Here is a 21,446-nt window from a genome sequence, read left to right on the forward strand (position 1 = left end):
CGGCGCCGCGCCGGACGCCGTGAAAACGTGCCCGCTCAGGCTTCGGCGGCGGCCCTCACCGCGGCGGCCAGCTGGTCGAGGGTCGACTGCATCAGCGCCTCGTCGTCGGCTTCCACCGTCACCCGCACCACCGGCTCGGTGCCCGACGGGCGCAGGAAGGCGCGCCCGTGCCCGTCCACCGCCGCCTCGGCCCGCGCCAGCGCTTCCAGCACGGCCGCCGACTCGGCCGGCCGCGCGCCGTTGGCATAGCGCACGTTCACCGTCCTCTGCGGCAGCTTGCGCACGCCGGCCAGCGCCTGCTGCAGCGTGGTGCGGCGCCGGCGCAGCACTTCGAGCACCTGCAGCGCGCTGATGATGCCGTCGCCGGTGGTGGCCCGGTCCAGGCACAGCAGGTGGCCGGACGCCTCGCCGCCGAGGATGCCGCCATGCTCGAGCAGGGCCTGGTGCACGTAGCGGTCGCCGACCCGGGTGCGCAGGAACCCGATCCCGGCCTGGCCGAGCGCCAGTTCCAGGCCGTAGTTGCTCATCAGCGTGCCCACCACCGGCCCGCGCAGGCGGCCGGTCTCCTTCCAGTCGGTGGCCAGCACGTAGAGCAGGTCGTCGCCATCGCGGACCACGCCGTCGCTGTCGACGAACAGCAGCCGGTCGCCGTCGCCGTCGAAGGCGATGCCGCAGTCGGCGCCGGTGGCGCGGACGTGTTCGCACAGGCCTTCCGGGTGCATCGAACCGACGCCGGCGTTGATGTTGGTGCCGTTGGGCTCCACCCCGATGGTGTCGACCTGGGCGTCGAGTTCGCGCAGCACCAGCGGGGCGATCTGGTAGGTGGCGCCATGGGCGCAGTCGACCACGATCCGCATGCCGGTGAGGTTGAAGCTGCGCGGCACCGAGTTCTTGCATGCCTCGACGTAGCGCCCGACCGCGTCGCGGGTGCGCACCGCCTTGCCCAGGCGTTCGGACGCCACGGTGGTGAACGGCCGGTCCAGCGCCGCCTCGATCGCGAGCTCGGTGGCGTCGTCGAGCTTCTCGCCCTCGGCGGAGAAGAACTTGATGCCGTTGTCGTAGTGCGGGTTGTGCGAGGCCGAGATCACGATGCCGCCGTCGGCGCGCATCGAGCGGGTCATGTGCGCCACCGCCGGGGTCGGCATCGGGCCCATCAGCTGCACGTGCACGCCGGCCGCGACCAGTCCCGCCTCGAGCGCGGCTTCGAACATGTAGTTGGAGATGCGCGTGTCCTTGCCGATCACCACCAGCGGCTTGCGGCGGTCGCCGCGCGCCTCGGCGGCCTCGCGTAGGGTGTGGCCGTAGGCATTGCCCAGGCGCAGCACGAAGTCGGCCGAGATCGGGCCCTCGCCCACCCGGCCGCGGATGCCGTCGGTTCCGAACCAGCGCCTGCTCATGCGGCCTCGTCCCTGGGCATCGGCTGGCGCAGCATCATCGCCATCAGGGTGGCGATGCGGTCGCGCAGCTGGCGGCGGTCGCAGATCTGGTCGATCGCCCCGTGCTCGAGCAGGAACTCCGAGCGCTGGAAGCCCTCGGGCAGGGTCTCGCGCACGGTCTGTTCGATCACGCGCGGGCCGGCGAAGCCGATCAGGGCATCAGGCTCGGCGATGTTGACGTCGCCCAGCATCGCGAACGAGGCCGAGACGCCGCCGGTGGTGGGATGGGTCATCACCGAGATGTAGGGCAGCCCGGCCGCGCGCAGCTTGCCCAGCGCGGCCGAAGTCTTGGCCATCTGCAGCAGCGAGAACAGGCTCTCCTGCATCCGCGCGCCGCCGCTGGCCGAGAAGCACACGTAGCCGGCACCCAGCTCCAGCGCGCGTTCGGCGCCGCGGGCGAAGCGCTCGCCGACCACCGAGCCCATCGACCCGCCCATGAAGGCGAAGTCGAACGCGGCCGCCACCATCGGCATCCGCTTCAGGCTGCCTTCCATCACCACCAGCGCGTCGCGTTCGCCGGTGGCCTTCTGCGCGGCGCGGATGCGGTCGGAGTACTTCTTCTGGTCGCGGAACCGGAGCACGTCGGTCGGGGCCAGCTCGCCGCCGATCTCGCGCAGCCCGTCCGGATCCAGGAAGGCCGCGAGCCTGGCCCGCGCCCGGATCGGGCGGTGGAACGCGCACTTCGGGCAGACCTCGAGGTTCTCTTCCAGTTCCGGTCCGTACAGGACCGCGCCGCAGCGCTCGCACTTCTCCCACAGCCCCTCGGGCACGCTGCGCTTGCGGGTCGCGGCGCTGTCGGTGCGGATGCGCGGTGGCACCAGTTTCTTCAGCCAGCTCATGCCAGGTCGGCTCCCATCGCGGCAAGGGCCGCCAAAGCGGCGCAGTTTAGCGCACGGGACGCCGGGCGCTGCGCGCGGCTGCGGGCTCAGTCCAGCGCGGCACGCAGCGGCGCCAGGAATGCCGCCGCACGGCGCGCCGCCTCGGCGGCATCGGGCGCCTGGGCCATCGCCGCCACCAGGGCGCTGCCGACCACCACGCCGTCGGCGTCGCGGGCCATGGCCGCGGCGCTGGCGGCGTCGCGGATGCCGAACCCGGCGACCACCGGAACCGGGCTGTCGGCCCGGATCCGGCGCATGTGCGTGGCGGCGGCGGCCGGGTCGAGCCGCTCCGACGCACCGGTCACCCCGGCGAAGCTGACGTAGTAGAGGTAGCCGCGGGCGTTGGCCAGGAGCAGCGCCAGGCGCGCGTCGGGGGTGGTCGGCGAGGCCAGCAGGACCAGGGCCACGCCGTGCGCGGCGAAGGCCTCGCGGAACTCCGGCGCCTCCTCCGGCGGCAGGTCGACCAGCAGCATGCCGTCCACCCCGGCGTCCGCCGCCTGGCGGGCGAAGCCCGCCGCGCCGCGGATCTCGACCGGGTTGAGATAGCCCATCAGCACCACCGGCGTGTCGCCGTCGCGGTCGCGGAACCTGCGCACCGCCTCCAGCACCCAGGCCATCCCGGCCCCGCGCGCCAGGGCGCGCTCGGAGCTGCGCTGGATGGTGGGGCCGTCGGCCATCGGGTCGGAGAACGGCACCCCCAGCTCGATGACGTCGGCGCCGGCCCCGACCAGCGCATGCATCACCGGCACCGTGGCCTCGAGCGACGGGTCGCCGGCGGTAATGAACGGGATCAGCGCCTTGCGCCCGGCGGACGCCAGCGCGGCGAAAGTGCGCTCGAGCCGGCCCGTCGCCGGGCCCGCGCTGGTGGCAGGGGGGATGGCGCCGGCGGTCACAGCACGATCCCCTCGCGCGCCGCGATGGTGTGCACGTCCTTGTCACCGCGCCCGGACAGGTTGCACAGCACCAGGGCGTCGCTGGGCAGTTCGCGCGCGAGCTTGATAGCCTGTGCCACCGCGTGGCTGGATTCGAGCGCGGGCAGGATGCCCTCCGTGCGGGTCAGGCGGTGGAATGCATCCAGCGCCTCGTGGTCGCTCACGCCCACGTATTCGGCGCGGCCGGTGTCCTTGAGGAAGGCGTGCTCCGGGCCCACGCCAGGGTAGTCGAGGCCCGCGGAAATCGAATGGGTCTCGATGATCTGGCCGTCGTCGTCGCAGATCACGTAGGTGCGGTTGCCGTGCAGCACCCCCACCCGCCCGGCCGACAGCGAGGCGGCATGGCGGCCGCTGTCGATGCCGTCGCCGGCGGCTTCCGCGCCGACGATGCGCACCGAGGCGTCGTTGAGGAAGGCATGGAACAGGCCGATGGCATTGCTGCCGCCGCCCACGCAGGCGGTGATCGCGTCCGGCAGCCGGCCATACTCGGCCAGCATCTGCGCCCGGGCCTCGCGCCCGACCACGGCGTTGAAGTCGCGCACCATGCGCGGGTACGGGTCGGGGCCGGCCACGGTGCCGATGATGTAGAAGGTGTCGTGGACGTTGGTCACCCAGTCGCGCATCGCCTCGTTGAGCGCGTCCTTGAGCGTGGCCGAACCGCTGGTGACCGGGACCACCTTCGCCCCGAGCAGGGTCATGCGGTAGACGTTGATCTTCTGCCGCTCGATGTCGGTGGCGCCCATGTAGACCACGCATTCCAGGCCCAGGCGCGTGGCCACCGTGGCGCTGGCCACGCCGTGCTGGCCGGCGCCGGTCTCGGCGATGATCCGCTTCTTGCCCATGCGCGCTGCCAGCAGCGCCTGGCCGATGGTGTTGTTGATCTTGTGCGCGCCGGTGTGGTTGAGGTCCTCGCGCTTGAGCAGGATCTGCGCGCCGCCCACTTCCCGGCTCAGCCGCTGCGCGTGGTAGATCGGGCTGGGCCGGCCGACGTAGCGCTTGAGGTCCTTCTCGAACGCGGCGATGAACTCCCGATCGGCGCGCGCGGCGTCGTAGGCGGCGGCCAGTTCCTCCAGCGGCCCCATCAGGGTCTCGGCCACGAAGCGGCCGCCGTGGCGGCCGAAATGGCCGGCGGCATCGGGCCAGGCGTGGAAGTCCTGCGGGGCGGGGGTGCTCATGGAACGTCCGGGGCTGCGGTTATTGCCAGCTTATCGCACATCGACCCCCCTTAAAATCGATATTATCTGACATCAATTGTGATCTGGAATCACATATGGCCGACCCCGGACTGCCGTCGCTCAACGCCCTGCGCGCCTTCGAGGCGGCGGCCCGCCGGGGCAACCTGTCGCGGGCGGCCGACGAGCTCCACGTCACCCATGGCGCGGTCAGCCGCCAGGTGCGGCTGCTGGAAGAAGAGCTGGGCGTGGCGCTGTTCCACCGCGACGGGCGGCGCCTGCGCCTGACCGCCGCCGGGCGGCGCCTGGCCGAGGCGGCCGGCAGTGCGTTCGCCGGGATCCAGGCCACGGTGCGCGCGCTGCGACGCGCCGGCGAGTCCGGTACCCGCGTCATCGGCTGCCCGGGAAGCCTGCTCGCGCGCTGGATGATCCCGCGGCTGGAGCGGCTGCGCGCCGAGCTGCCCGGCCTGCAGCTGCACCTGTCGCCGCACGAAGGGGACTTCGCCCCCGCCCTGCCCGGGCTCGACGCGGCGCTGCTGATCGGCGCGCCGCCGTGGCCGCCGCAGTGGCGGGTGCACGTGCTGGCCCCGGAACGCGTCGGCCCGGTCGTCGATCCCCGCCACCCCGCCGCCGCGCGCCTGGCCGGACGGCCGCCCTCCGCGCTGCTGCAGGAGGACCTGCTGCATACCGCCTCGCGGCCCCAGGCCTGGCCCGGGTGGGCCCGGCGCCAGGGCCTGGATCCGGTCGCGCTGCGCCTGGGCACCGGGTTCGAGCACCTGTACTACCTGCTCGAAGCCGCGCTCGCCGGACTGGGCGTGGCGATCGCGCCACAGCCGCTGGTGGCGGCCGAGGTGGCGGCGGGCCGGCTGCTGGCGCCCTGGGGCTTCGTCGACACCGGCGCGCAGTGGTGCCTGTGCACGCGCGCCGGCGACGACCCCGAACTCGAGCGCCTGGCCGACTGGCTGCGCGCGCAGCTGGCCGCGACGGACTGACCGCGCCCTCAGCCGCAGTCGGCGCGACGCACCTCTTCCACGAACCGGCGCATGCGCGTGCCGTCCTTGATCCCCGGGGAGCCGCCCTCGAGCTCCACCCCGCTGGCCACGTCCACACCCCACGGGCGCGTGGCCACGACCGCGTCGTGGACGTTCTCCGGCGTCAGTCCACCGGCCACCAGGATCGGTTTGGTCAGGCCGCGGGGGACCTTCGACCAGTCGAAGGCGCGGCCACCGCCGCCGGGCTCGCCCGGCGCGTGCGCATCCAGCAGGAAGCCCGCCGCGCTGGGGAAGCGCGCGTGCAGGGCCAGCGGATCGGGCGGCTCGTCCGCGCCCATCGGCACCGCCTTGAGGTAGGGCAGGCCGAAGCTGCGGCAGAAACCCTCGTCCTCGTCCCCGTGGAACTGGAGCAGCGACGGGCGCACGGCCGCGACCACCTGGCGCACCTCGTCGGCCGGGTTGTCCATGAACAGCGCCACGGCATCGACCATCGGCGCCAGCGCCTCGCGCATCGCGACCGCCTGCCCGGGCTCGACCCGCCGCCGGCTGCGCACCGCGAACACGAAGCCCACCGCATCCACCCCCAGCTCCCCCGCCAGGCGCACGTCGCCCGGCCGGGTCATGCCGCAGAACTTGATGCGGGTGCGGAACGGTTGGAATGCCATGGGAACGCCGGGACAGGGGTGGTGCTAGAGCCTAACGCGTCGCCGGCGTCCTTGCAGTGGACGGGCTACGCGCCGGGCCGGGCGTCCGCGTCGTCCACCAGCACCTCTTCGGGCAGCGGCCAGCGGCGCGGGTAGCACGGTCCCAGGAACACCAGACCGCCCGCCGGCGCGGTCGGCCCGGCCCGGGTCCGGTCGCGGCCGGCCAGGACCTCGGCGATCCAGCTGTCCGGGCGCGTGCCCCGCCCCACCTCAAGCAGCGAGCCGACGATGTTGCGCACCATGTGGTGCAGGAATGCGTTGGCCTGCACGTCGATGGTGACCAGGTCGCCCTCGCGCACCACCGAAATGCGCTGCAGCTCCCGCCTCGCATGCGTGGCCTCGCACTCGGCGGAGCGGAAGGCGCCGAAGTCGTGCTCGCCCACCAGCGCCTGGGCCGCGCGGTGCATGGCGGCGGCATCCAGCGGCGACCACACCCACGCCAGCCATTGCCGCTCCAGCGCCGGGCGCACCTGGCGATTGAGGATCCGGTAGCGGTAGCGCCGGGCCACTGCCGAGAAGCGCGCGCTGAAGTCCTGGTCCACCGGCCGGCACCAGAGCACGCTCACCGAAGGCGGCAGGCGGGTGGTCGTGCCCAGGGTCCAGGCGCGCGGGTCGCGCACCGCGTCGCTGTCGAAATGCACCACCTGGCACCGGGCGTGGACGCCGGCATCCGTGCGTCCCGCGCAGACCGTGGACACCGGCGCGTCGGCCACCGAGGACAGCGCCGCCTCGAGCGCGCCCTGCACCGTGTCCGAATCGGGCTGGCCGGGCCTGCTCAGCCGCTGCCAGCCGCGGAACCCGCTGCCGTCGTACTCGACGCCTATCGCGTAGCGTTGCACACCGCTCAGGCCAGTTCGCGCAGCAGCTGCAGCGCCTCGTCGCGCGGGCCCGGGTCGCCGAAGTCGGCCACTTCCTGCAACAGGCTGCGCGCGGTGTCGGTGTCGCCGAGGTCGAGATAGGCGCGCGCCAGCTCGATCCTGTCCCGCCCGGCCGGCCCGGCGTCGAGCGGCGGCAGCTCGGCCCCCGAACGCGGCTCCACCCGCACGTCCCCGCCCGCGTGCCAGGTGGGCGAGGCCCCGGTCGCGGCCGGCGGCGCCGCGGTCCAGGTGGCCGCGCTGCGCAGGGGCGCCGGCGCATCCGCCAGCCCGGGCTCCGCCGGCACGGGCTCCGCCGGGACGGGCGCGGCGTCGGGCACCGGCACCGGGGCAGGCGTGCGCTGTGCGGCGGGCGCGCCCGGACGGCCTCTCCCGGCCGCCGAGGCGAAGCCCGGCACGGACCCGCGGCCGCTGGGCCTGGACGGACGCCGCGCCAGCAGCCAGGCCGCCAGCAGGGCCGCGGCCACCAGCGCCAGGCCGATCCACAGCCACGGCAGCCCGCCGCCATCGGCGCCGGCGGCATTGTGCTCGGCCAGGCGCTGCTGCGCGGCGGCCAGCTCGCTGTCCTTCATCTCGATCAGCTGGGCCTGCTGCTGCTGCAACTGCTCCAGTTCGGCCAGCCGCGACTTGAGTTCCTCCAGTTCGGCCTCGCGCGCGGCCAGCGTTTCGCGGGTCTGGACCAGTTCCTGTTGCTGCAGCATGTCGCCCTCGCCGCCGGCGGCGGTGCCGGTCTGTGTGCCTGTGCCGCTGGCGCCGTCGGCCATCGCGGGCACGATCTCCAGCCTGGCGTCGGCCGCGCCCGGTGCCGCGGGTGAAGCACCGCCCGACCGCGTCGGCGCTGCGTCCGCGCCGGCGGTACCGGCCGGATCGCCTGCGACCGCCTCGGGCTGCGGCACCGGGCGGCGCATCTCGCGCCAGCGCGCCACGTGCTCGCGCACGATCGCGTTGGCCTCGGCCACACTGGTCTCCGACCAGGCCTCGCCCGGCGGGATGCGCAACACCGCGCCCTGCCGGAGCAGGTTGATGTTGCCGCCGATGAAGGCCTCGGGATTGGAACGCAGCAAGGCCAGCATCACCTGGTTGAGACTGTGGCCACTGCCGGCCGCCAGCGAGGCGGCGATCTCGCTCAGGGTCTGGCCGCGCTGGACCGGTCCGTATTCGCCGCCCGGGGCGGCAACCGGGCGGGCGGCGGGCGCCCGCGGCGCCGCAGGCGCGGGCTGGACCGGCGCGGGCTCCGGCGCCGCTACGGGTTCTTCCGCCGCGACCCCGGCGGCTTCCTGCGCCGCGTCGTCGGTCCCGGCCGCGTCGGCCGCCGGCGCGGGACCGGCCGCCACCGCAGGGCGTTCAATCAGGTTCGACGGTGCCGGTTGCGGCGCCTGGATCGGCGGCTGGGCCGGCGCGGCCACCGTGTCGGGGGCATCGACGAGCGCCGAATACTCGCGCACCAGCCGGCCCTGGCCCCACTCCACCTCGACCAGGAAGTTGAGCACCGGCTGCTGCACCGGCTGCTCGGTGGTGATGCGCACCACCGGGCGACCGCGCGCATCGAGCGCGATGGTGAAGCGCAGGTCCGACACCAGGCCCGAGGGCGGATCAAGGCCGATGCGGCGGAAGGTATCCGGCGAAGCCAGCCGCGCCTGCAGGTGCTCGAGCTCGGACGGGTCGCTGGAGATGATCGGGATCTCCGCCAGCAACGGCTCGCCGGCACGCGAACGCACCTCGACCTGGCCCAGGCCCAGGGCGAACGCCGGCCAGGCGAGCACGGACAGCAGCAAGCCGGCGAACAGCGCCGCCAGGTGGCGGCGCGGGGCATTGGACGTGTGCTGCGACGCAGGCATGGCCGCGACTCTAGCCGCCCCGGCGCCGCCTCCGCAATCTTTCGCGCGCCCGCGGCGGCGCGGACGTGGCCCGCGCGTTGCGTCGGGCCACGATACCCTTCGCATGCGCACCCGCCCGCGCATGCAGGCACGGCATGTCTCAGCCTTCGGCGGCGACGAGCTCGGCCAGCTGCACCGCATTGAGCGCGGCGCCCTTGCGGATGTTGTCCGAGACGATCCACAGGTTCAGGCCGCGCGGGTGCGAGATGTCCTCGCGGATGCGGCCCACGTACACCGCGTCCTTGCCCGAGGCATGGGTGACCGGGGTCGGATAGCCGCCGGGCTTGCGGTCGTCCACCACCTCCACGCCGGGCGAGGCCGCCAGCAGTTCGCGCGCCGCCTGCGCGGTGACCTTCTCGCGGGTCTCGATCGCCACCGCCTCGGAGTGGCCGTAGAAGACCGGCACGCGCACCGCGGTCGGGTTCACCTGGATCGAGTCGTCGCCGAGGATCTTGCGGGTCTCCCAGACCAGCTTCATCTCCTCCTTGGTAAAGCCGTTGTCCAGGAAACTGTCGATGTGCGGGATCAGGTTGAATGCGATCTGCACCGGGAACTTCTCCGGGTTGATCGCGTTGAAGCCCAGCAGCTGCGCGGTCTGCTTGCCCAGCTCCTCCATCGCGCTGCGGCCGGCCCCGGACACCGACTGGTAGGTGGCCACGTTCACCCGCTCGATGCCGTACCTGCGGTGCAGCGGCGCCAGCGCCACCAGCAGCTGCATGGTCGAGCAGTTGGGGTTGGCGACGATGCCTCGCGGACGGTTCCTGACCTGCTCGGGATTGACCTCGCTCACCACCAGCGGGACGTCGTCGTCGTAGCGGAAGGCCGAGGAGTTGTCGATCACCACCGCGCCGGCGGCGGCGAACTTCGGCGCGTACTGTTTCGAGGTCTCGCCACCGGCCGAGAACAGGGCGATGTCGATGCCGCTCGGATCGAAGCTGGCGAGGTCCTGGACCACGAGCTCCTGGTCGCGGAACTCGACGGTATTGCCCGCCGAACGCTCGGAGGCCAGGGGCACCAGCGTGCCCACGGGGAAGTTGCGCTCGGCCAGGATCGACAGCATCACCTCGCCGACGGCACCGGTGGCGCCGACGACAGCAACGTTGAAACGACGGGTCTGTGGGGTGTTCATGGAAGGTCCGCGTGAAAGGTCGAAGGATGGGGCATGGGCATGGGAGCGCGGCGCGCACCTCGGGCGCGCGCCATCGCGGCAGGGTTCGGGGGAGCCCGCGCGGACACGGCCGGGCCTGGGGCTCCCCTATCGTTTGGCGGTCGCTTTGGCGGCGATCGGGGTCGGCGGATCACCGGCACGCGGGCCGTGGCCGAGGGCGGCGACGAGGTTGTCCACGGCCAGCGCCGCCATCGCCCGGCGGGTGGCGTGGCTGGCGCTGCCCACGTGCGGGCTCAGCACGATGTTGCGCAGCGCCAGCAGCCGCGGGTTGACCCGGGGCTCGCCCTCGAACACGTCCAGCGCCGCCGCGGCCAGGCGGCCTCCGGCAAGCGCGTCGGCCAGCGCGTCCTCGTCGACCAGGCCGCCGCGCGCGACGTTGGTCAGCGTCGCGGTCGGCTTCATCTTCGCGAGGGCAGCGGCGTCGATCACGTGGCGGGTCTGCGGCGAATACGGCAGGACCAGCACGAGGTGGTCCGATTCGCGCAGCAGTGTATCGAAGTCGACGTAGGCCGCACGACAGTTGCTTTCGATACCAGCCGGCAGGCGGCTGCGGTTGTGGTAGAGCACGCGCATGCCGAAGCCATGCGCGCCGCGCCGGGCGATGGCCTGGCCGATCCTGCCCATGCCGAGGATGCCGAGCGTGGCGCCGTGCACGTCGTGGCCCAGCAGGGTGTCGAACGACCACTGCCGCCACCGGCCCTCGCGCAGCCAGCGCTCGCCCTCGGTGATCCGCCGTGCCGCCGCCAGCAGCAGGGCGAAGCCGAGGTCGGCCGTGGTCTCGGTCAGCACGTCGGGGGTGTTGGTGGCGACGATGCCGCGCGCGTGCAGCGCCTCCACGTCGAGGTTGTCGTAGCCCACGCCGACGTTGGCCACCGCGCGCAGTCCGTGCGCCTGCGCGATCTCGGCCGGGCCGATGCGCTCGTTGAGGGTCACCACCGCGCCCGCGACGCCGCGCAGCTTCTCCGCGACCTGCACCGGCGTCCACGCAGTGACCTCCGCGGTCGCATCCACGTCGAAGTACTCCCCCAGCCGCCCGACGATGTCGTCGAACAGCGGCTGCGATACCCAGACCCTGGGCCGCGGCTCAGCCATCCCTGGCCGCGGGGATGCGGGGCGCCACCTCGCCCACGTCGCCACACTGGGCGCGGTGGCGAAGCGCCTGGTCCATGAGCACCAGCGCCAGCATCGCCTCGCAGATCGGCGTGGCGCGGATGCCGACGCAGGGATCGTGGCGGCCGGTGGTGATGATGTCGACCACGTGGCCGTCCACGTCCACGCCCTCCACCGGCAGGCGCAGGCTGGAGGTCGGTTTGAACGCGACCGAGACCACCACCTGCTGCCCGGTCGAGATGCCGCCCAGCACGCCGCCGGCGTGGTTGGACGCGAATCCGTCCGGGGTCATCACGTCGCGGTGCTCGGTGCCCTTCTGGGCCACGCTGGCGAAGCCGTCGCCGATCTCCACGCCCTTGACCGCGTTGATCGACATCATCGCCGCGGCCAGTTCACCGTCGAGCTTGCCGTACACCGGTTCGCCCCAGCCCGGCGGCACGCCGTCGGCCACGGCCACCACCTTCGCGCCCACCGAGTCGCCGGACTTGCGCAGCGCGTCCATGTAGGCCTCGAGCTCGGGCACCTGTTCGGCGCAGGGCCAGAAGAACGGGTTGCCTTCGACCGCGTTCCAGTCGTGCGAACGCGGCACCACGTCGCCGATCTGGACCAGGCAACCGCGCACGGTCACGCCGCGCCGGGCCAACCACTTCTTCGCGACCACCGCCGCGGCCACCCGCATCGTGGTCTCGCGCGCCGAGCTGCGGCCGCCGCCGCGCGGGTCGCGGATGCCGTACTTCTGCCAGTAGGCGTAGTCGGCATGGCCCGGGCGGAACTGGCGGGCGATGGCGTTGTAGTCCTTGCTACGCTGGTCGGTGTTGCGCACCAGCAGCGCGATCGGGGTACCGGTGGTGACGCCCTCGTACACGCCGCTGAGGATCTCGACCTGGTCGGCCTCGCGCCGCGCCGAGGTGTGGCGGGTCTTGCCGGTGGCGCGCCGCGCCAGGTCGTGGACGAAGTCCTCGGGGGCGAGCGCGATCCCCGGCGGGCAGCCGTCGATCACGCAGCCGATCGCCGGCCCGTGCGACTCGCCGAAGGTGGTCACGCGGAACAGATGGCCAAAGGTGTTCAACTCGTCCCCTTCCGGTTCAGAACAGGCCGCCGGTCGCCGGCGGCGTCGCGGCGGCCGATGATGCCCCAGTCCCGCGCGCGTCCGCCAGTTCGCGGATCCGCGCGTGGTGCGCGACCAGGTCGTGGCGCTCGACCACGAACACGCCCATCTGCCCGACCTTGAACTCCACCCAGGCCAGCGGCAGTTCGGGCAGCAGCGCGGTCAGCGCGCGTTCGGCCTCGCCCACCTCGCACACCAGCAGGCCGTCATCGGTAAGGTGCAGCGGCGCGTCGCGCAGCATGCGCAGGACCAGGTCGAGCCCGTCGTCGCCGGCGCGCAGGCCGAGCTCGGGCTCGTACGAATACTCCTGCGGCAGCGCGTCGGTCTCGTCGTTGGTGACGTAGGGCGGGTTGCTGACGATCAGGTCGTAGTGCTCGCCCTGCAGGTCCGAGAACAGGTCGGAGCGGAGGAAGCGGGTGTTGCGCACCAGCAGCCGGGCCTCGTTCTCGCGCGCCAGCGACAGCGCCTCCTCACTGATGTCGGCGCCGTCCACGTGCCAGTCGGGGTTGTAGTGGGCCATCGCGATCGCGATGCAGCCCGAGCCGGTACACAGGTCCAGCGCGCGGCGCACGTCGCGCCCGCCCAGCCAGGGTTCGAAGCCGGACAGGATCAGCTCGGCGATCGGCGAACGCGGGACCAGGGCGCGGCGGTCGGCCTTGAAGCTCAGGCCGGCGAACCAGGCCTCGCCGGTCAGGTACGCGGCCGGCACGCGCTCTTCGATGCGACGCAGGAACAGCGCCAGCACGTCCTCCTTCTCGGCCAGCGTCACCCGCGCCTGGCCGTACACCGGCGACAGGTCGTGCGGCAGATGCAGCGCGTGCAGGGTGAGCTGGGTGGCCTCGTCCAGGGCGTTGTCGTAGCCATGGCCGAAGGTGAGGCCGGCGGCCTGGAAGCGGCTGGCGCCGTAGCGGATCAGGTCGATGATCGTGTGCAGCTCATCGGTCATGGCGCGGGTCCGGAACATGGGCGGCGGGGCGGTGGGTCGGCAATCCGCCCTCGTGCGCCCGCAGGCGGCGGCACGCTCGGACGGCGGCTGCCCGCCGGACGGTCGCATCGCCGTGCGCGGGCCCTGGCGGACCGGAAAGTATAGCGGCGCCGAGGGTATGATGGCCGGCCCCGACACGGATCCACGCATGTTCAACCGCCCCGTCGTCATCGTGCTGCTGGTGGCCCTGGCCGCGGGCCTCGGGCTGCTGGCCTCGCGCCAGTTCTTCGCGCCCGCGCCGGCGCAGCAACCGGCCCTGCGTGCGGTGAAACTGTTTCCCCAGCCGCGCGAGCTGCCGCCGTTCGAGCTGCGGCAGTCCGACGGCACCCAGCTGCTGCCGGGCGAGCTGCACGGCCACTGGACCCTGGTGTTCATCGGCTTCACCTTCTGCCCGGACGTGTGCCCGATGACCCTGGCCCGGCTGGCGCAGGCGCAGCGCCAGTGGGAGGCCCTGCCCGACTCGATCCGGCCGCGGGTGCTGTTCGTCTCGGTCGATCCCGAGCGCGACTCGCCCGACCGCATCGGCGAGTACGCCCACGCCTTCCATCGCGACACCCTGGCCGCCACCGCCGACATCCCTGCCCTGGAGGCGTTCACGCGTTCGCTGTCGATGGTGTTCGCCAAGGTGCCGCCGCCCGAGGGCGCGCCCGAGGACCAGTACTCGATCGACCACAGCGCCTCGATGGCGTTGCTCGATCCGCAGGGGCGGATGGCCGGGGTGGTCACCGGCAGCGCGGTGGACGATCCGGACGCCATCGCCGCCGACCTGCTCGCGCTGACCGGGGCAGGCGCCCGGTGAGCCCGGTCACCGCGCTGACCTGGGTGCTGCCGCACCGGCTGCTGTCGTCGCTGGCGCGTTCCCTGGCCTACTCGGACTCGCCGCGGATCCGGCGCTGGCTGATCGACACCGTGGTCCGGCGCTTCGACGTGGATCTCGACGAAGCCGCCGAATCCGACCCGGCGGCCTACCCCACCTTCAACGCCTTCTTCACCCGCGCGCTCAAGCCCGGCGCGCGCGTGCCCGACCCGGACCCGCGCGCGCTGCTGATGCCGGCTGACGGGCGCATCAGCCAGTGCGGCGCGATCGAACGCGGCCGCATCTTCCAGGCCAAGGGACGCTCGTTCACCGCCGCCGAACTGCTCGCCAGCCAGGCCGCCGCCACGCCCTATGCCGACGGCCTGTTCGCCACAGTCTACCTGTCGCCGCGCGACTACCACCGCGTGCACATGCCCTGGACCGGACGCTTGCTCGAGACCGTGCACGTGCCCGGGCGGCTGTTCTCGGTCGGGCCCGACGCGGTCGCGTCCGTGCCGCGGCTGTTCGCTCGCAACGAACGCCTGGTGTGCCACTTCGAGACCAGCTTCGGACCGATGGCGGTGGTGATGGTGGGCGCGCTGCTGGTCTCGGGCGTGGAAACAGTATGGAGCGGCGAGGAAATCCCCGCCTACGGCAACCGCGTCACCACCAGGACCTGGACCAGCGAGGACATCGTGCTGGAGCGGTTCGAGGAAATGGCCCGCTTCAACTACGGCTCCACCGTGATCGTGCTGCTGCCGCCGGGCGTGGCCACGCTGGAAGCGGGACTGCAGGCTGAACGGCCGGTCCGCCTTGGGCAGGCGCTGGCCCGCCTGCGGGGGTAGATTCATCGCAAGGCGCCGGCGGCGTCCAATCGTCCACCGGCGCGGTGCCTTCCCCCGCACAGGAGCCGGACATGAAACCCATGCTTGCTACCACGGCCGCCCTGGCCCTCGCCGTTTCCGGCTGCGCCAGCAGCCCGCGCATGGACGCGGCCGAGCGGCTGTCGCTGTACCGCGCCCATGCCGGCCACCCGGTCAATTCGATCCTGCACCCCGGCCGCTTCACCGGCTGGAGTCCCCTGGGCGCCGATGCGCTGGTGCTGCGCACCCGCCCCAACCAGGCCTACCTGCTCGAGCTCTCCGGGCCCTGCTCGGACCTGCCTTTCGCCCACGCGATCCGCATCTCCAGCCGGGGCGGCACGATCGCCTCGCGCTTCGACTCGGTCACCCCCGCAGGGCCGGGGATCTCCTCGATCCAGGTCCGCTGCCATATCCAGAGCATCCGGCCGCTGGACCTGGCCGCGCTGCGCCAGGCCGAACGCGACGCGGAACAAGCGCTGCGCGAAGCCACCGCGGTCGAGCGCGAGGACGACGGCGCACCGCCACGGGAATGAAGCGCCGCCGGCGCGGGCGCACCGCTAGCGGCAGACCGCCAGGTCCAGCGTCTGTCCCGCGCGCAGCAGGTACTTGGGCGGCTTGATGCCGTTGGCCGCGGCCAGCTGGCGGGTATCGCAGCCGTGGCGCCGTGCGATCGCCGCCAGGTTCTCGCCCCGGGCCACCCGATGGGTGCGCGGCGCGGGCGCGGGCGCGGGCGCGGGGGCCGCGGGACGCTGGCGCACCGTCCCGTCCGGCAGGGTCACCGTCTCCACGTCCCCCACCCGTACGATCGCCGAACTGGCGTCGCTCTCCACCAGGGTCCGCGCCAGCTCGGCGCGCGCCCCGCGCGTGCACCACCGCTCGTACAGCCCTGCCATGCGCACCGTGGCGTTGAGCCGGGTGCCGGCCGGAATCAGCGCGTCGGCCTCGTACTGCGGGTTGAGGTTGCGCAGCACGCGCATGTAGCCGTCGCGGGTGCCGCCATTGCCCAGACAGATGGTCAGTTCATAGATCGAGGCCGGGCGCTGGAGCTGGATGAAGGCCGGACGCGCGTCCACGCGCGGGAAGGTCAGCCCGTACTCCTTCGGGTGCAGGAACAGCCAGGCCGCCGCGATCACCATCGGCACGTAGTCCTTGGTTTCGGGCGGGAACTGGTTGTAGACGTCGGCGTCCCAGAAGCTGCGCCCCCCGTACTCGCGGTGCACGCGCCGGGCCCGGCCCTCGCCGCCGTTGTAGGCGGCCAGCCACAGTTCGATCTGGTTGCCGAGCTCGGCGTAGCGCTCGGCCAGGTACATCGCGGCGGCGTCGGCCGACGCCCGCGGGTCGTAGCGGGTGTCGAAGCCGCTGCCGTCGGGACCCAGGCCGAAGCGGCGGCCGGTGGCCGGCATGAACTGCAGCGGCCCCACCGCGCCGGCGCGCGAGCGGGCGTGCACCCGGCCGTTGGACTCCTTGGCCAGGATCCCGAACAGCAGCGCCTCCGGGAGGCCACGGCGCTTGAACGCCGGGGACATCAGGTGCTGCATGTACTGGTAGTTCTCGTGGCTGGTGATCAGCGACACGCGCATGTCGGTCAGCCAGCGGCGGATCGCGGCCTGCACCGCCGGATTCATCTTCACCAGTTCGAGGAAGCGGCGGTCCTCGGCGGCCAGCAGTGCGGCGGCGCTGGCGCTGTCGGGGACCCCGGCGCCGGCCACGCCGGGGTCGTCGATGAGGGTGGCGTCCTCGTCCTCGCCCTCCCCGGGCACGGCCGCGGCGGCGTCGGCCTGGGCCTTGAGCAGGCGCTTGAAGCTGGCCAGCAGGCCGGCGTTGTTGCAGCCCTTGATCCGGCCGCACTCGACCAGCACGTCCTCCATGTCCTCGAGCGCGGCGTTGCTCTCGTCCACGCCGGCCGGATCGTCGTTGCCGATCTTCACCAGCGCCTCCCGGTAGCGGGTTTCGGCCGCGAGCATGCGCTCGTTCAGGGCGTCGATCGCGGCCTGAGCGCGGCGCGACTGCGCGTGCGCCGGCAGCGAAAGCGCGGCGGACAGGAGGACGGCCGGCAGCAGCCAGCAGATGGAACGCACGAGGATGGACATCAACCACCGGGTGGGACCGAAGCGGCCCGCAGGGTATCCGCTGCACCTCGGGGGAACAAGGAAACCGGGGCGGCATCTGGGAGGCCCGGCCGCCTGCGCCTAGAATCTGCGACGTCCCACACGGATCGAACGCATGGAACCCATCCTGGTCGGCAAGGCGGTCACCACGCCCGACGGCGGTCCCGTCCACCTGCTGCCGAAGTACGGCAACCGCCACGGCCTGGTGGCCGGCGCCACCGGTACCGGCAAGACGGTCACCCTGATGACCCTGGCCGAGGGCTTCTCCCGGATCGGCGTGCCGGTGTTCCTGGCCGACGTGAAGGGGGACGTCGCCGGGCTCGCGGTGCCCGGCAGCAGCAACGAGAAACTGCAGGCGCGGATCGGGCAGATCGGGATCCCCGACTGGGCCCCGGCCGCCAGCCCGGTGGTGTTCTGGGACCTGTTCGGCAAGCTCGGCCACCCGGTGCGGACCACGGTCAGCGAGATGGGGCCGACCCTGCTCTCGCGCATCCTCGAGCTCAACGACACCCAGGCCGGCGTAGTCGACATCGCGTTCAAGCTCGCCGACGACCGCGGCCTGCTGCTGCTCGACCTGGACGACCTGCGCGCGCTGCTCAACCTGCTGGCCGAGGAGCGCAAGACGGTGTCGGCCGAGTACGGCCTGGTCAGCGCGCAGTCGATCGGCGCGATCCAGCGCGCCCTGCTGCGCCTGGAGCAGGAAGGCGGCAACCAGGTGTTCGGCGAGCCGGCGCTGGAACTGTCCGACCTGATGCGCACCACCCCCGACGGCCGTGGCGTGATCGGGATCCTCGCCGCCGACCAGCTGGTGCTGCGCCCGCGCCTGTACTCGAGCTTCCTGCTGTGGCTGCTCTCGGAACTGTTCGAGAGCCTGCCCGAGGTCGGCGACCTGGACAAGCCGCGCCTGGTGTTCGTGTTCGACGAGGCCCACCTGCTGTTCGACGACGCGCCACCGGCGCTGCAGCGGCGGATCGAACAGGTGGTGCGGATCATCCGCTCCAAGGGCGTGGGCGTGTACTTCTGCTCCCAGTTCCCCGACGACGTGCCGCCCGACATCCTCGGCCAGCTCGGCAACCGGGTGCAGCACGCGCTGCGCGCGTTCACCCCGCGCGACCAGAAGGCGGTGCGCACCGCGGCCGAGACCTTCGTCGCCAATCCCAACCTCGACGTGACGCGCGCGCTCGGTTCGCTCGGCGCCGGCGAGGCGCTGGTGTCGACCCTGCAGGAGAAGGGCATCCCGATGCCGGTGGAGCACACTCTGGTGGCGCCGCCGCGCTGCCGGATGGGCGCGATCACCGAGGCCGAGCGTGCGCAGGTGCGCGCCGCAAGCCCCGTGGGCGCCAAGTACGACAAGGCGGTGAACCGCGAGTCGGCGGCCGAGATCCTCGCCCGCCGCGCCGAGGCCGCGACGACCCACGCCGGCGCGCCGCCGGCCAAGGGCGGCAAGGACGCGGCGCCGGAGGAAGAAGGCGGCATGGGCCGCGCGGTCAACGAGTTCCTGTTCGGCACCAAGCGCCGCCAGGGCGTGGTGCAGGCGGCCGGCAAGCAGGCTGCGCGCACGATCACCAACCGGATCGTGCGCGGACTGCTGGGCAGCATCCTGAAGTAGCGGGCCGTCGCATGCAGTGCCGTTCCACCCTGCCCCATGCCTCCGCCAACGGACAACGCTGAGCCATGGGTCGCTGGCGTCCACCCCCCGAGAAGAGCACCGCGCTGATCACCCGCGAGGGCCACGCGCGGCTCAAGGCCGAGCTCGACGACCTGTGGCGCGTGCAGCGCCCCGAGGTGGTCAAGGCGCTGGCGGCCGCGGCGGCCGAGGGCGACCGTTCGGAGAACGCCGAGTACACCTATCGCAAGAAGCAGCTCGGCGGCATCGACCGCCGGGTGCGCTACCTGAGCAAGCGCCTGGAGGCGCTGCGCGTGGTGGACACGGTGCCGTCCGACCCGGAAGCGGTGTTCTTCGGCGCGTGGGTGGAGGTCGAGCACGCGACCACCGGCGAGACCGCGCGCTACCGCATCGTCGGTCCCGACGAGACCGACCCGGCGCGCGGCTGGATCAGCATCGATTCGCCGCTGGCGCGTGCGATGCTGAAGAAGCGCGTGGACGACGAGTTCGAGGCCCGGTTGCCGGCCGGGCCGGAACGCTTCTTCATCATCGACGTGCGCTACGACGGCTGAACCGCGTCGCGGGCGCAATCAGTCCAGCACCCTGAGCGCAGGCACGGCTTCGCCGTACAGGTCGTGCTCGTCGCTGCCCATGATCTCGACATCGACGAAATCGCCGGGCTGCAGGCCGGCCTCGAAGCCATTCTGGATCTGCACCACGCCGTCGATCTCGGGTGCGTCGGCCATCGAGCGCGCGATCGCCAGCTCACCGTCGACGAGGTCCACCAGGCAGCGCTGCACGGTGCCGACCTTGGCCTCGAGCTTCTGCGCCGAGATCTCCGCCTGCACCTCCATGAACCGGGCCAGGCGCTCCTGCTTCACCTCCTCGGGCACCGGGTCGGGAAGCGCGTTGGCGCTGGCGCCCTCGACCGGCGAATAGGCGAACGCGCCGACGCGGTCGAGCCGCACCTCGCGCAGGAAATCCAGCAGTTCCTCGAACTCGGCCTCGGTCTCGCCGGGGAAGCCGACGATGAAGGTGCTGCGGATCGTGAGTTCCGGGCAGATGTCGCGCCAGCGGGCGATCCGCTCACGCACCCTGTCGACCGCGCCGGGCCGCTTCATCAGCTTCAGGATCCGCGGGCTGGCGTGCTGGAACGGGATGTCCAGGTACGGCAGCAGCCGGCCTTGCGCCATCAGCGGGACCACCTCGTCCACGTGCGGGTAGGGATAGACGTAGTGCAGGCGCGTCCACACGCCCAGTTCCGCCAGCCCCTCGCACAGCGCCTTCATTCGCGTCTGGTACGCCTTGCCGCGCCATTCGCGTTCGGCGTAGCGCAGGTCGACGCCGTAGGCCGAGGTGTCCTGCGAGATCACCAGCAGTTCCTTCACCCCGCCTCGCACCACCAGGCGCTCGGCCTCGCGCAGCACCTCGTCGACCGGACGCGAGACCAGGTCGCCGCGCATCGACGGGATGATGCAGAAGCTGCAGCGGTGGTTGCAGCCTTCGGAGATCTTGAGGTAGGCGTAGTGCCTGGGCGTGAGCTTGATCCCCACCTCGCCCTCGGCCGCGCGCCGCGGCAGCAGGTCGGTGAACGGATCGTGCCTGGGCGGCAGCGCCTGGTGCACCGCGCCCATCACGCTGGCGTAGTCCTGCGGGCCGCTGATCGACAGCACGTCGGGGAACTGTTCGCGGATCAGTTCCGAGCGCTTGCCCAGGCAGCCGGTCACGATCACCTTGCCGTTCTCGGCCATGGCCTCGCCGATCGCGTCGAGCGACTCGGCCACGGCCGAATCGATAAAGCCGCAGGTGTTGACCACCACCACGTCGGCGTCCTCGTAGGTCGGCACCAGCTCGTAACCTTCCACCCGCAGCTGGGTGAGGATGCGCTCGCTGTCCACAAGCGCCTTGGGGCAGCCAAGTGACACCAGGCCCACTCGCGGCGCACGTTCGGCGGATTTCATCGGGTCTGCAGTCATGTCCGGGCGGGGGCGGCGGGCCGGTCCACGCGCCCAGCCGGGCTGGGGGCATGGAGCGGCCGGGAGATCGGCGGGGCGTCCGGGCGCGGACGCCCGGGGGAGGCAGGGGACGCCGCGCGGCGTCACGGGGCGCAAAGTATAGCGTCGGCTAGAATCGGGCTCCCCTGCGATGGAGCCGACGCGATGGGCCGCGACACCGTCATCCACGGGCCGGAAGGCGCCATCACCGCCTGGCGGGCCGACCCGCCCGACCGGGCCGCCGCGCTGGGCGCGGTGCTGGTGGTCCAGGAGATCTTCGGGGTCAACGAGCACATCCGCAGCGTCGCCGAGGGCTATGCCGCGGCCGGTTACGTGGCGCTGGCCCCGGCCCTGTTCGACCCGGTGGCCCGCAACATCGAGCTGGGCTACGACGAGGCCGGGTTCGCCCGCGGCCGCGAGCTCGTGGGCCGGCTGGGCACCGAGCGCGCGGTCGCGGTGCTGCGGGCCGCGGCCACGCAGCTCCAGGGCGAGGGCCTGAAGGTGGCGGCGGTCGGCTTCTGCTGGGGCGGGAGCATGGCGCTGCTGGCCAACACCCGGCTGGGGCTGCCGGCGGTCGCGTACTACGGCGCGCGCTCGCAGGACTTCCTCGGCGAGCCGCTGCGCGCGCCGATGCTGTTCCACTTCGGCGGCCGCGACGCCAGCACTCCGCCCGAGTACATCCAGGCCCACCGCGACGCCTGGCCCGAGGCCACCATCCACGTCTATCCCGAGGCCGACCACGCCTTCAACCGCGATGTCGATCCGCGCCATTTCCACCCCGCCAGCGCCGCGCTCGCGCGCAAGCGCACGCTGGCGTTCCTCGGATCGGCACTGCGCTGAGG

At 72.7% G+C, this 21,446-nt stretch carries 20 protein-coding genes; 7 read left to right on the plus strand and 13 right to left on the minus strand.

The window, feature by feature from the left end; all coding sequences use genetic code 11:
• Positions 1 to 35: 35 nt before the first annotated feature.
• The 4 genes from glmM to trpB all read right to left on the minus strand — a co-directional run bounded on the left by glmM (position 36) and on the right by trpB (position 4,421).
• Positions 36 to 1,397, minus strand: coding sequence for a phosphoglucosamine mutase (glmM, locus tag FQY79_RS03690; protein ID WP_146310946.1), 1,362 nt, complete (start codon positions 1,395 to 1,397; stop codon positions 36 to 38).
• Positions 1,394 to 2,275 carry an acetyl-CoA carboxylase, carboxyltransferase subunit beta gene (gene accD, locus FQY79_RS03695; protein WP_146310948.1) on the minus strand — a complete coding sequence of 294 codons (882 nt, stop codon included), beginning with the start codon at positions 2,273 to 2,275 and terminating at the stop codon, positions 1,394 to 1,396. The genes glmM and accD overlap by 4 nt, the downstream gene beginning before the upstream one ends.
• An 86-nt stretch (positions 2,276 to 2,361) precedes the next feature.
• Positions 2,362 to 3,132: a tryptophan synthase subunit alpha gene (trpA, locus tag FQY79_RS03700; protein WP_246123023.1), complete on the minus strand. Its 771-nt coding sequence runs from the start codon at positions 3,130 to 3,132 to the stop codon at positions 2,362 to 2,364.
• Positions 3,133 to 3,203: 71 nt separating this feature from the next.
• Positions 3,204 to 4,421, minus strand: a complete 1,218-nt coding sequence (trpB, locus tag FQY79_RS03705) for a tryptophan synthase subunit beta (RefSeq protein ID WP_146310950.1) — start codon at positions 4,419 to 4,421, stop codon at positions 3,204 to 3,206.
• Positions 4,422 to 4,516: 95 nt separating this feature from the next.
• On the opposite strand from trpB, the gene FQY79_RS03710 reads away from it, so the two are divergent.
• Positions 4,517 to 5,410, plus strand: coding sequence for a LysR family transcriptional regulator (locus FQY79_RS03710; protein ID WP_146310952.1), 894 nt, complete (start codon positions 4,517 to 4,519; stop codon positions 5,408 to 5,410).
• An 8-nt stretch (positions 5,411 to 5,418) separates the two neighbouring features.
• On the opposite strand, the gene FQY79_RS03715 is transcribed toward FQY79_RS03710, so the two are convergent.
• The 7 genes from FQY79_RS03715 to prmB all read right to left on the minus strand — a co-directional run bounded on the left by FQY79_RS03715 (position 5,419) and on the right by prmB (position 13,216).
• Complete coding sequence (locus tag FQY79_RS03715) at positions 5,419 to 6,075, minus strand: phosphoribosylanthranilate isomerase (protein ID WP_146310954.1); 657 nt, start codon at positions 6,073 to 6,075, stop codon at positions 5,419 to 5,421.
• A gap of 65 nt (positions 6,076 to 6,140) precedes the next feature.
• On the minus strand, positions 6,141 to 6,953 hold the full coding sequence (gene truA, locus FQY79_RS03720; RefSeq protein ID WP_146310956.1) for a tRNA pseudouridine(38-40) synthase TruA: 813 nt from the start codon (positions 6,951 to 6,953) through the stop codon (positions 6,141 to 6,143).
• 5 nt (positions 6,954 to 6,958) lie between these two features.
• Positions 6,959 to 8,827, minus strand: coding sequence for a type IV pilus assembly protein FimV (locus FQY79_RS03725; RefSeq protein WP_146310958.1), 1,869 nt, complete (start codon positions 8,825 to 8,827; stop codon positions 6,959 to 6,961).
• 139 nt (positions 8,828 to 8,966) lie between these two features.
• Complete coding sequence (locus FQY79_RS03730; RefSeq protein ID WP_146310960.1) at positions 8,967 to 9,995, minus strand: aspartate-semialdehyde dehydrogenase; 1,029 nt, start codon at positions 9,993 to 9,995, stop codon at positions 8,967 to 8,969.
• Between the two features lie 126 nt (positions 9,996 to 10,121).
• Positions 10,122 to 11,126: a 2-hydroxyacid dehydrogenase gene (locus FQY79_RS03735; RefSeq protein ID WP_146310962.1), complete on the minus strand. Its 1,005-nt coding sequence runs from the start codon at positions 11,124 to 11,126 to the stop codon at positions 10,122 to 10,124.
• Positions 11,119 to 12,213: a chorismate synthase gene (aroC, locus tag FQY79_RS03740; protein ID WP_146310964.1), complete on the minus strand. Its 1,095-nt coding sequence runs from the start codon at positions 12,211 to 12,213 to the stop codon at positions 11,119 to 11,121. Before aroC ends, FQY79_RS03735 begins: the two co-directional genes overlap by 8 nt.
• Positions 12,214 to 12,229: 16 nt before the next feature.
• Positions 12,230 to 13,216 (minus strand): 50S ribosomal protein L3 N(5)-glutamine methyltransferase, encoded by a 987-nt coding sequence (prmB, locus tag FQY79_RS03745; protein WP_425463176.1) that lies wholly within the window; start codon positions 13,214 to 13,216, stop codon positions 12,230 to 12,232.
• 169 nt (positions 13,217 to 13,385) lie between these two features.
• Here prmB and FQY79_RS03750 point away from each other — a divergent pair, with 169 nt between their 5' ends.
• From FQY79_RS03750 to FQY79_RS03760, 3 genes are all read left to right on the plus strand, one after another.
• Positions 13,386 to 14,036 (plus strand): SCO family protein, encoded by a 651-nt coding sequence (locus FQY79_RS03750; protein ID WP_146310968.1) that lies wholly within the window; start codon positions 13,386 to 13,388, stop codon positions 14,034 to 14,036.
• Positions 14,033 to 14,878 carry an archaetidylserine decarboxylase gene (gene asd / locus FQY79_RS03755; RefSeq protein WP_146310970.1) on the plus strand — a complete coding sequence of 282 codons (846 nt, stop codon included), beginning with the start codon at positions 14,033 to 14,035 and terminating at the stop codon, positions 14,876 to 14,878. Before FQY79_RS03750 ends, asd begins: the two co-directional genes overlap by 4 nt.
• Before the next feature lie 71 nt (positions 14,879 to 14,949).
• Positions 14,950 to 15,429, plus strand: a complete 480-nt coding sequence (locus tag FQY79_RS03760) for a DUF6491 family protein (protein WP_146310972.1) — start codon at positions 14,950 to 14,952, stop codon at positions 15,427 to 15,429.
• Between the two features lie 24 nt (positions 15,430 to 15,453).
• On the opposite strand, the gene FQY79_RS03765 is transcribed toward FQY79_RS03760, so the two are convergent.
• Positions 15,454 to 16,986, minus strand: coding sequence for a lytic transglycosylase domain-containing protein (locus FQY79_RS03765; RefSeq protein WP_146310974.1), 1,533 nt, complete (start codon positions 16,984 to 16,986; stop codon positions 15,454 to 15,456).
• A gap of 133 nt (positions 16,987 to 17,119) precedes the next feature.
• Here FQY79_RS03765 and FQY79_RS03770 point away from each other — a divergent pair, with 133 nt between their 5' ends.
• The gene (locus tag FQY79_RS03770; RefSeq protein ID WP_146310976.1) at positions 17,120 to 18,613 is read left to right on the plus strand and encodes a helicase HerA-like domain-containing protein; all 1,494 of its coding nucleotides are present in this window, start codon (positions 17,120 to 17,122) and stop codon (positions 18,611 to 18,613) included.
• A gap of 65 nt (positions 18,614 to 18,678) precedes the next feature.
• On the plus strand, positions 18,679 to 19,182 hold the full coding sequence (gene greB / locus FQY79_RS03775; protein ID WP_146310978.1) for a transcription elongation factor GreB: 504 nt from the start codon (positions 18,679 to 18,681) through the stop codon (positions 19,180 to 19,182).
• Between the two features lie 18 nt (positions 19,183 to 19,200).
• Here greB and rimO read toward each other — a convergent pair whose 3' ends face one another.
• Positions 19,201 to 20,571, minus strand: a complete 1,371-nt coding sequence (rimO, locus tag FQY79_RS03780) for a 30S ribosomal protein S12 methylthiotransferase RimO (RefSeq protein WP_146310980.1) — start codon at positions 20,569 to 20,571, stop codon at positions 19,201 to 19,203.
• Positions 20,572 to 20,769: 198 nt separating this feature from the next.
• Between rimO and FQY79_RS03785 the strand changes: the two genes are divergently transcribed.
• Positions 20,770 to 21,444: a dienelactone hydrolase family protein gene (locus FQY79_RS03785; RefSeq protein WP_146310982.1), complete on the plus strand. Its 675-nt coding sequence runs from the start codon at positions 20,770 to 20,772 to the stop codon at positions 21,442 to 21,444.
• Positions 21,445 to 21,446 lie beyond the last annotated feature (2 nt).

Source organism: Luteimonas wenzhouensis, from assembly GCF_007859305.1.
GTDB classification, from domain to species: domain Bacteria; phylum Pseudomonadota; class Gammaproteobacteria; order Xanthomonadales; family Xanthomonadaceae; genus Luteimonas; species Luteimonas wenzhouensis.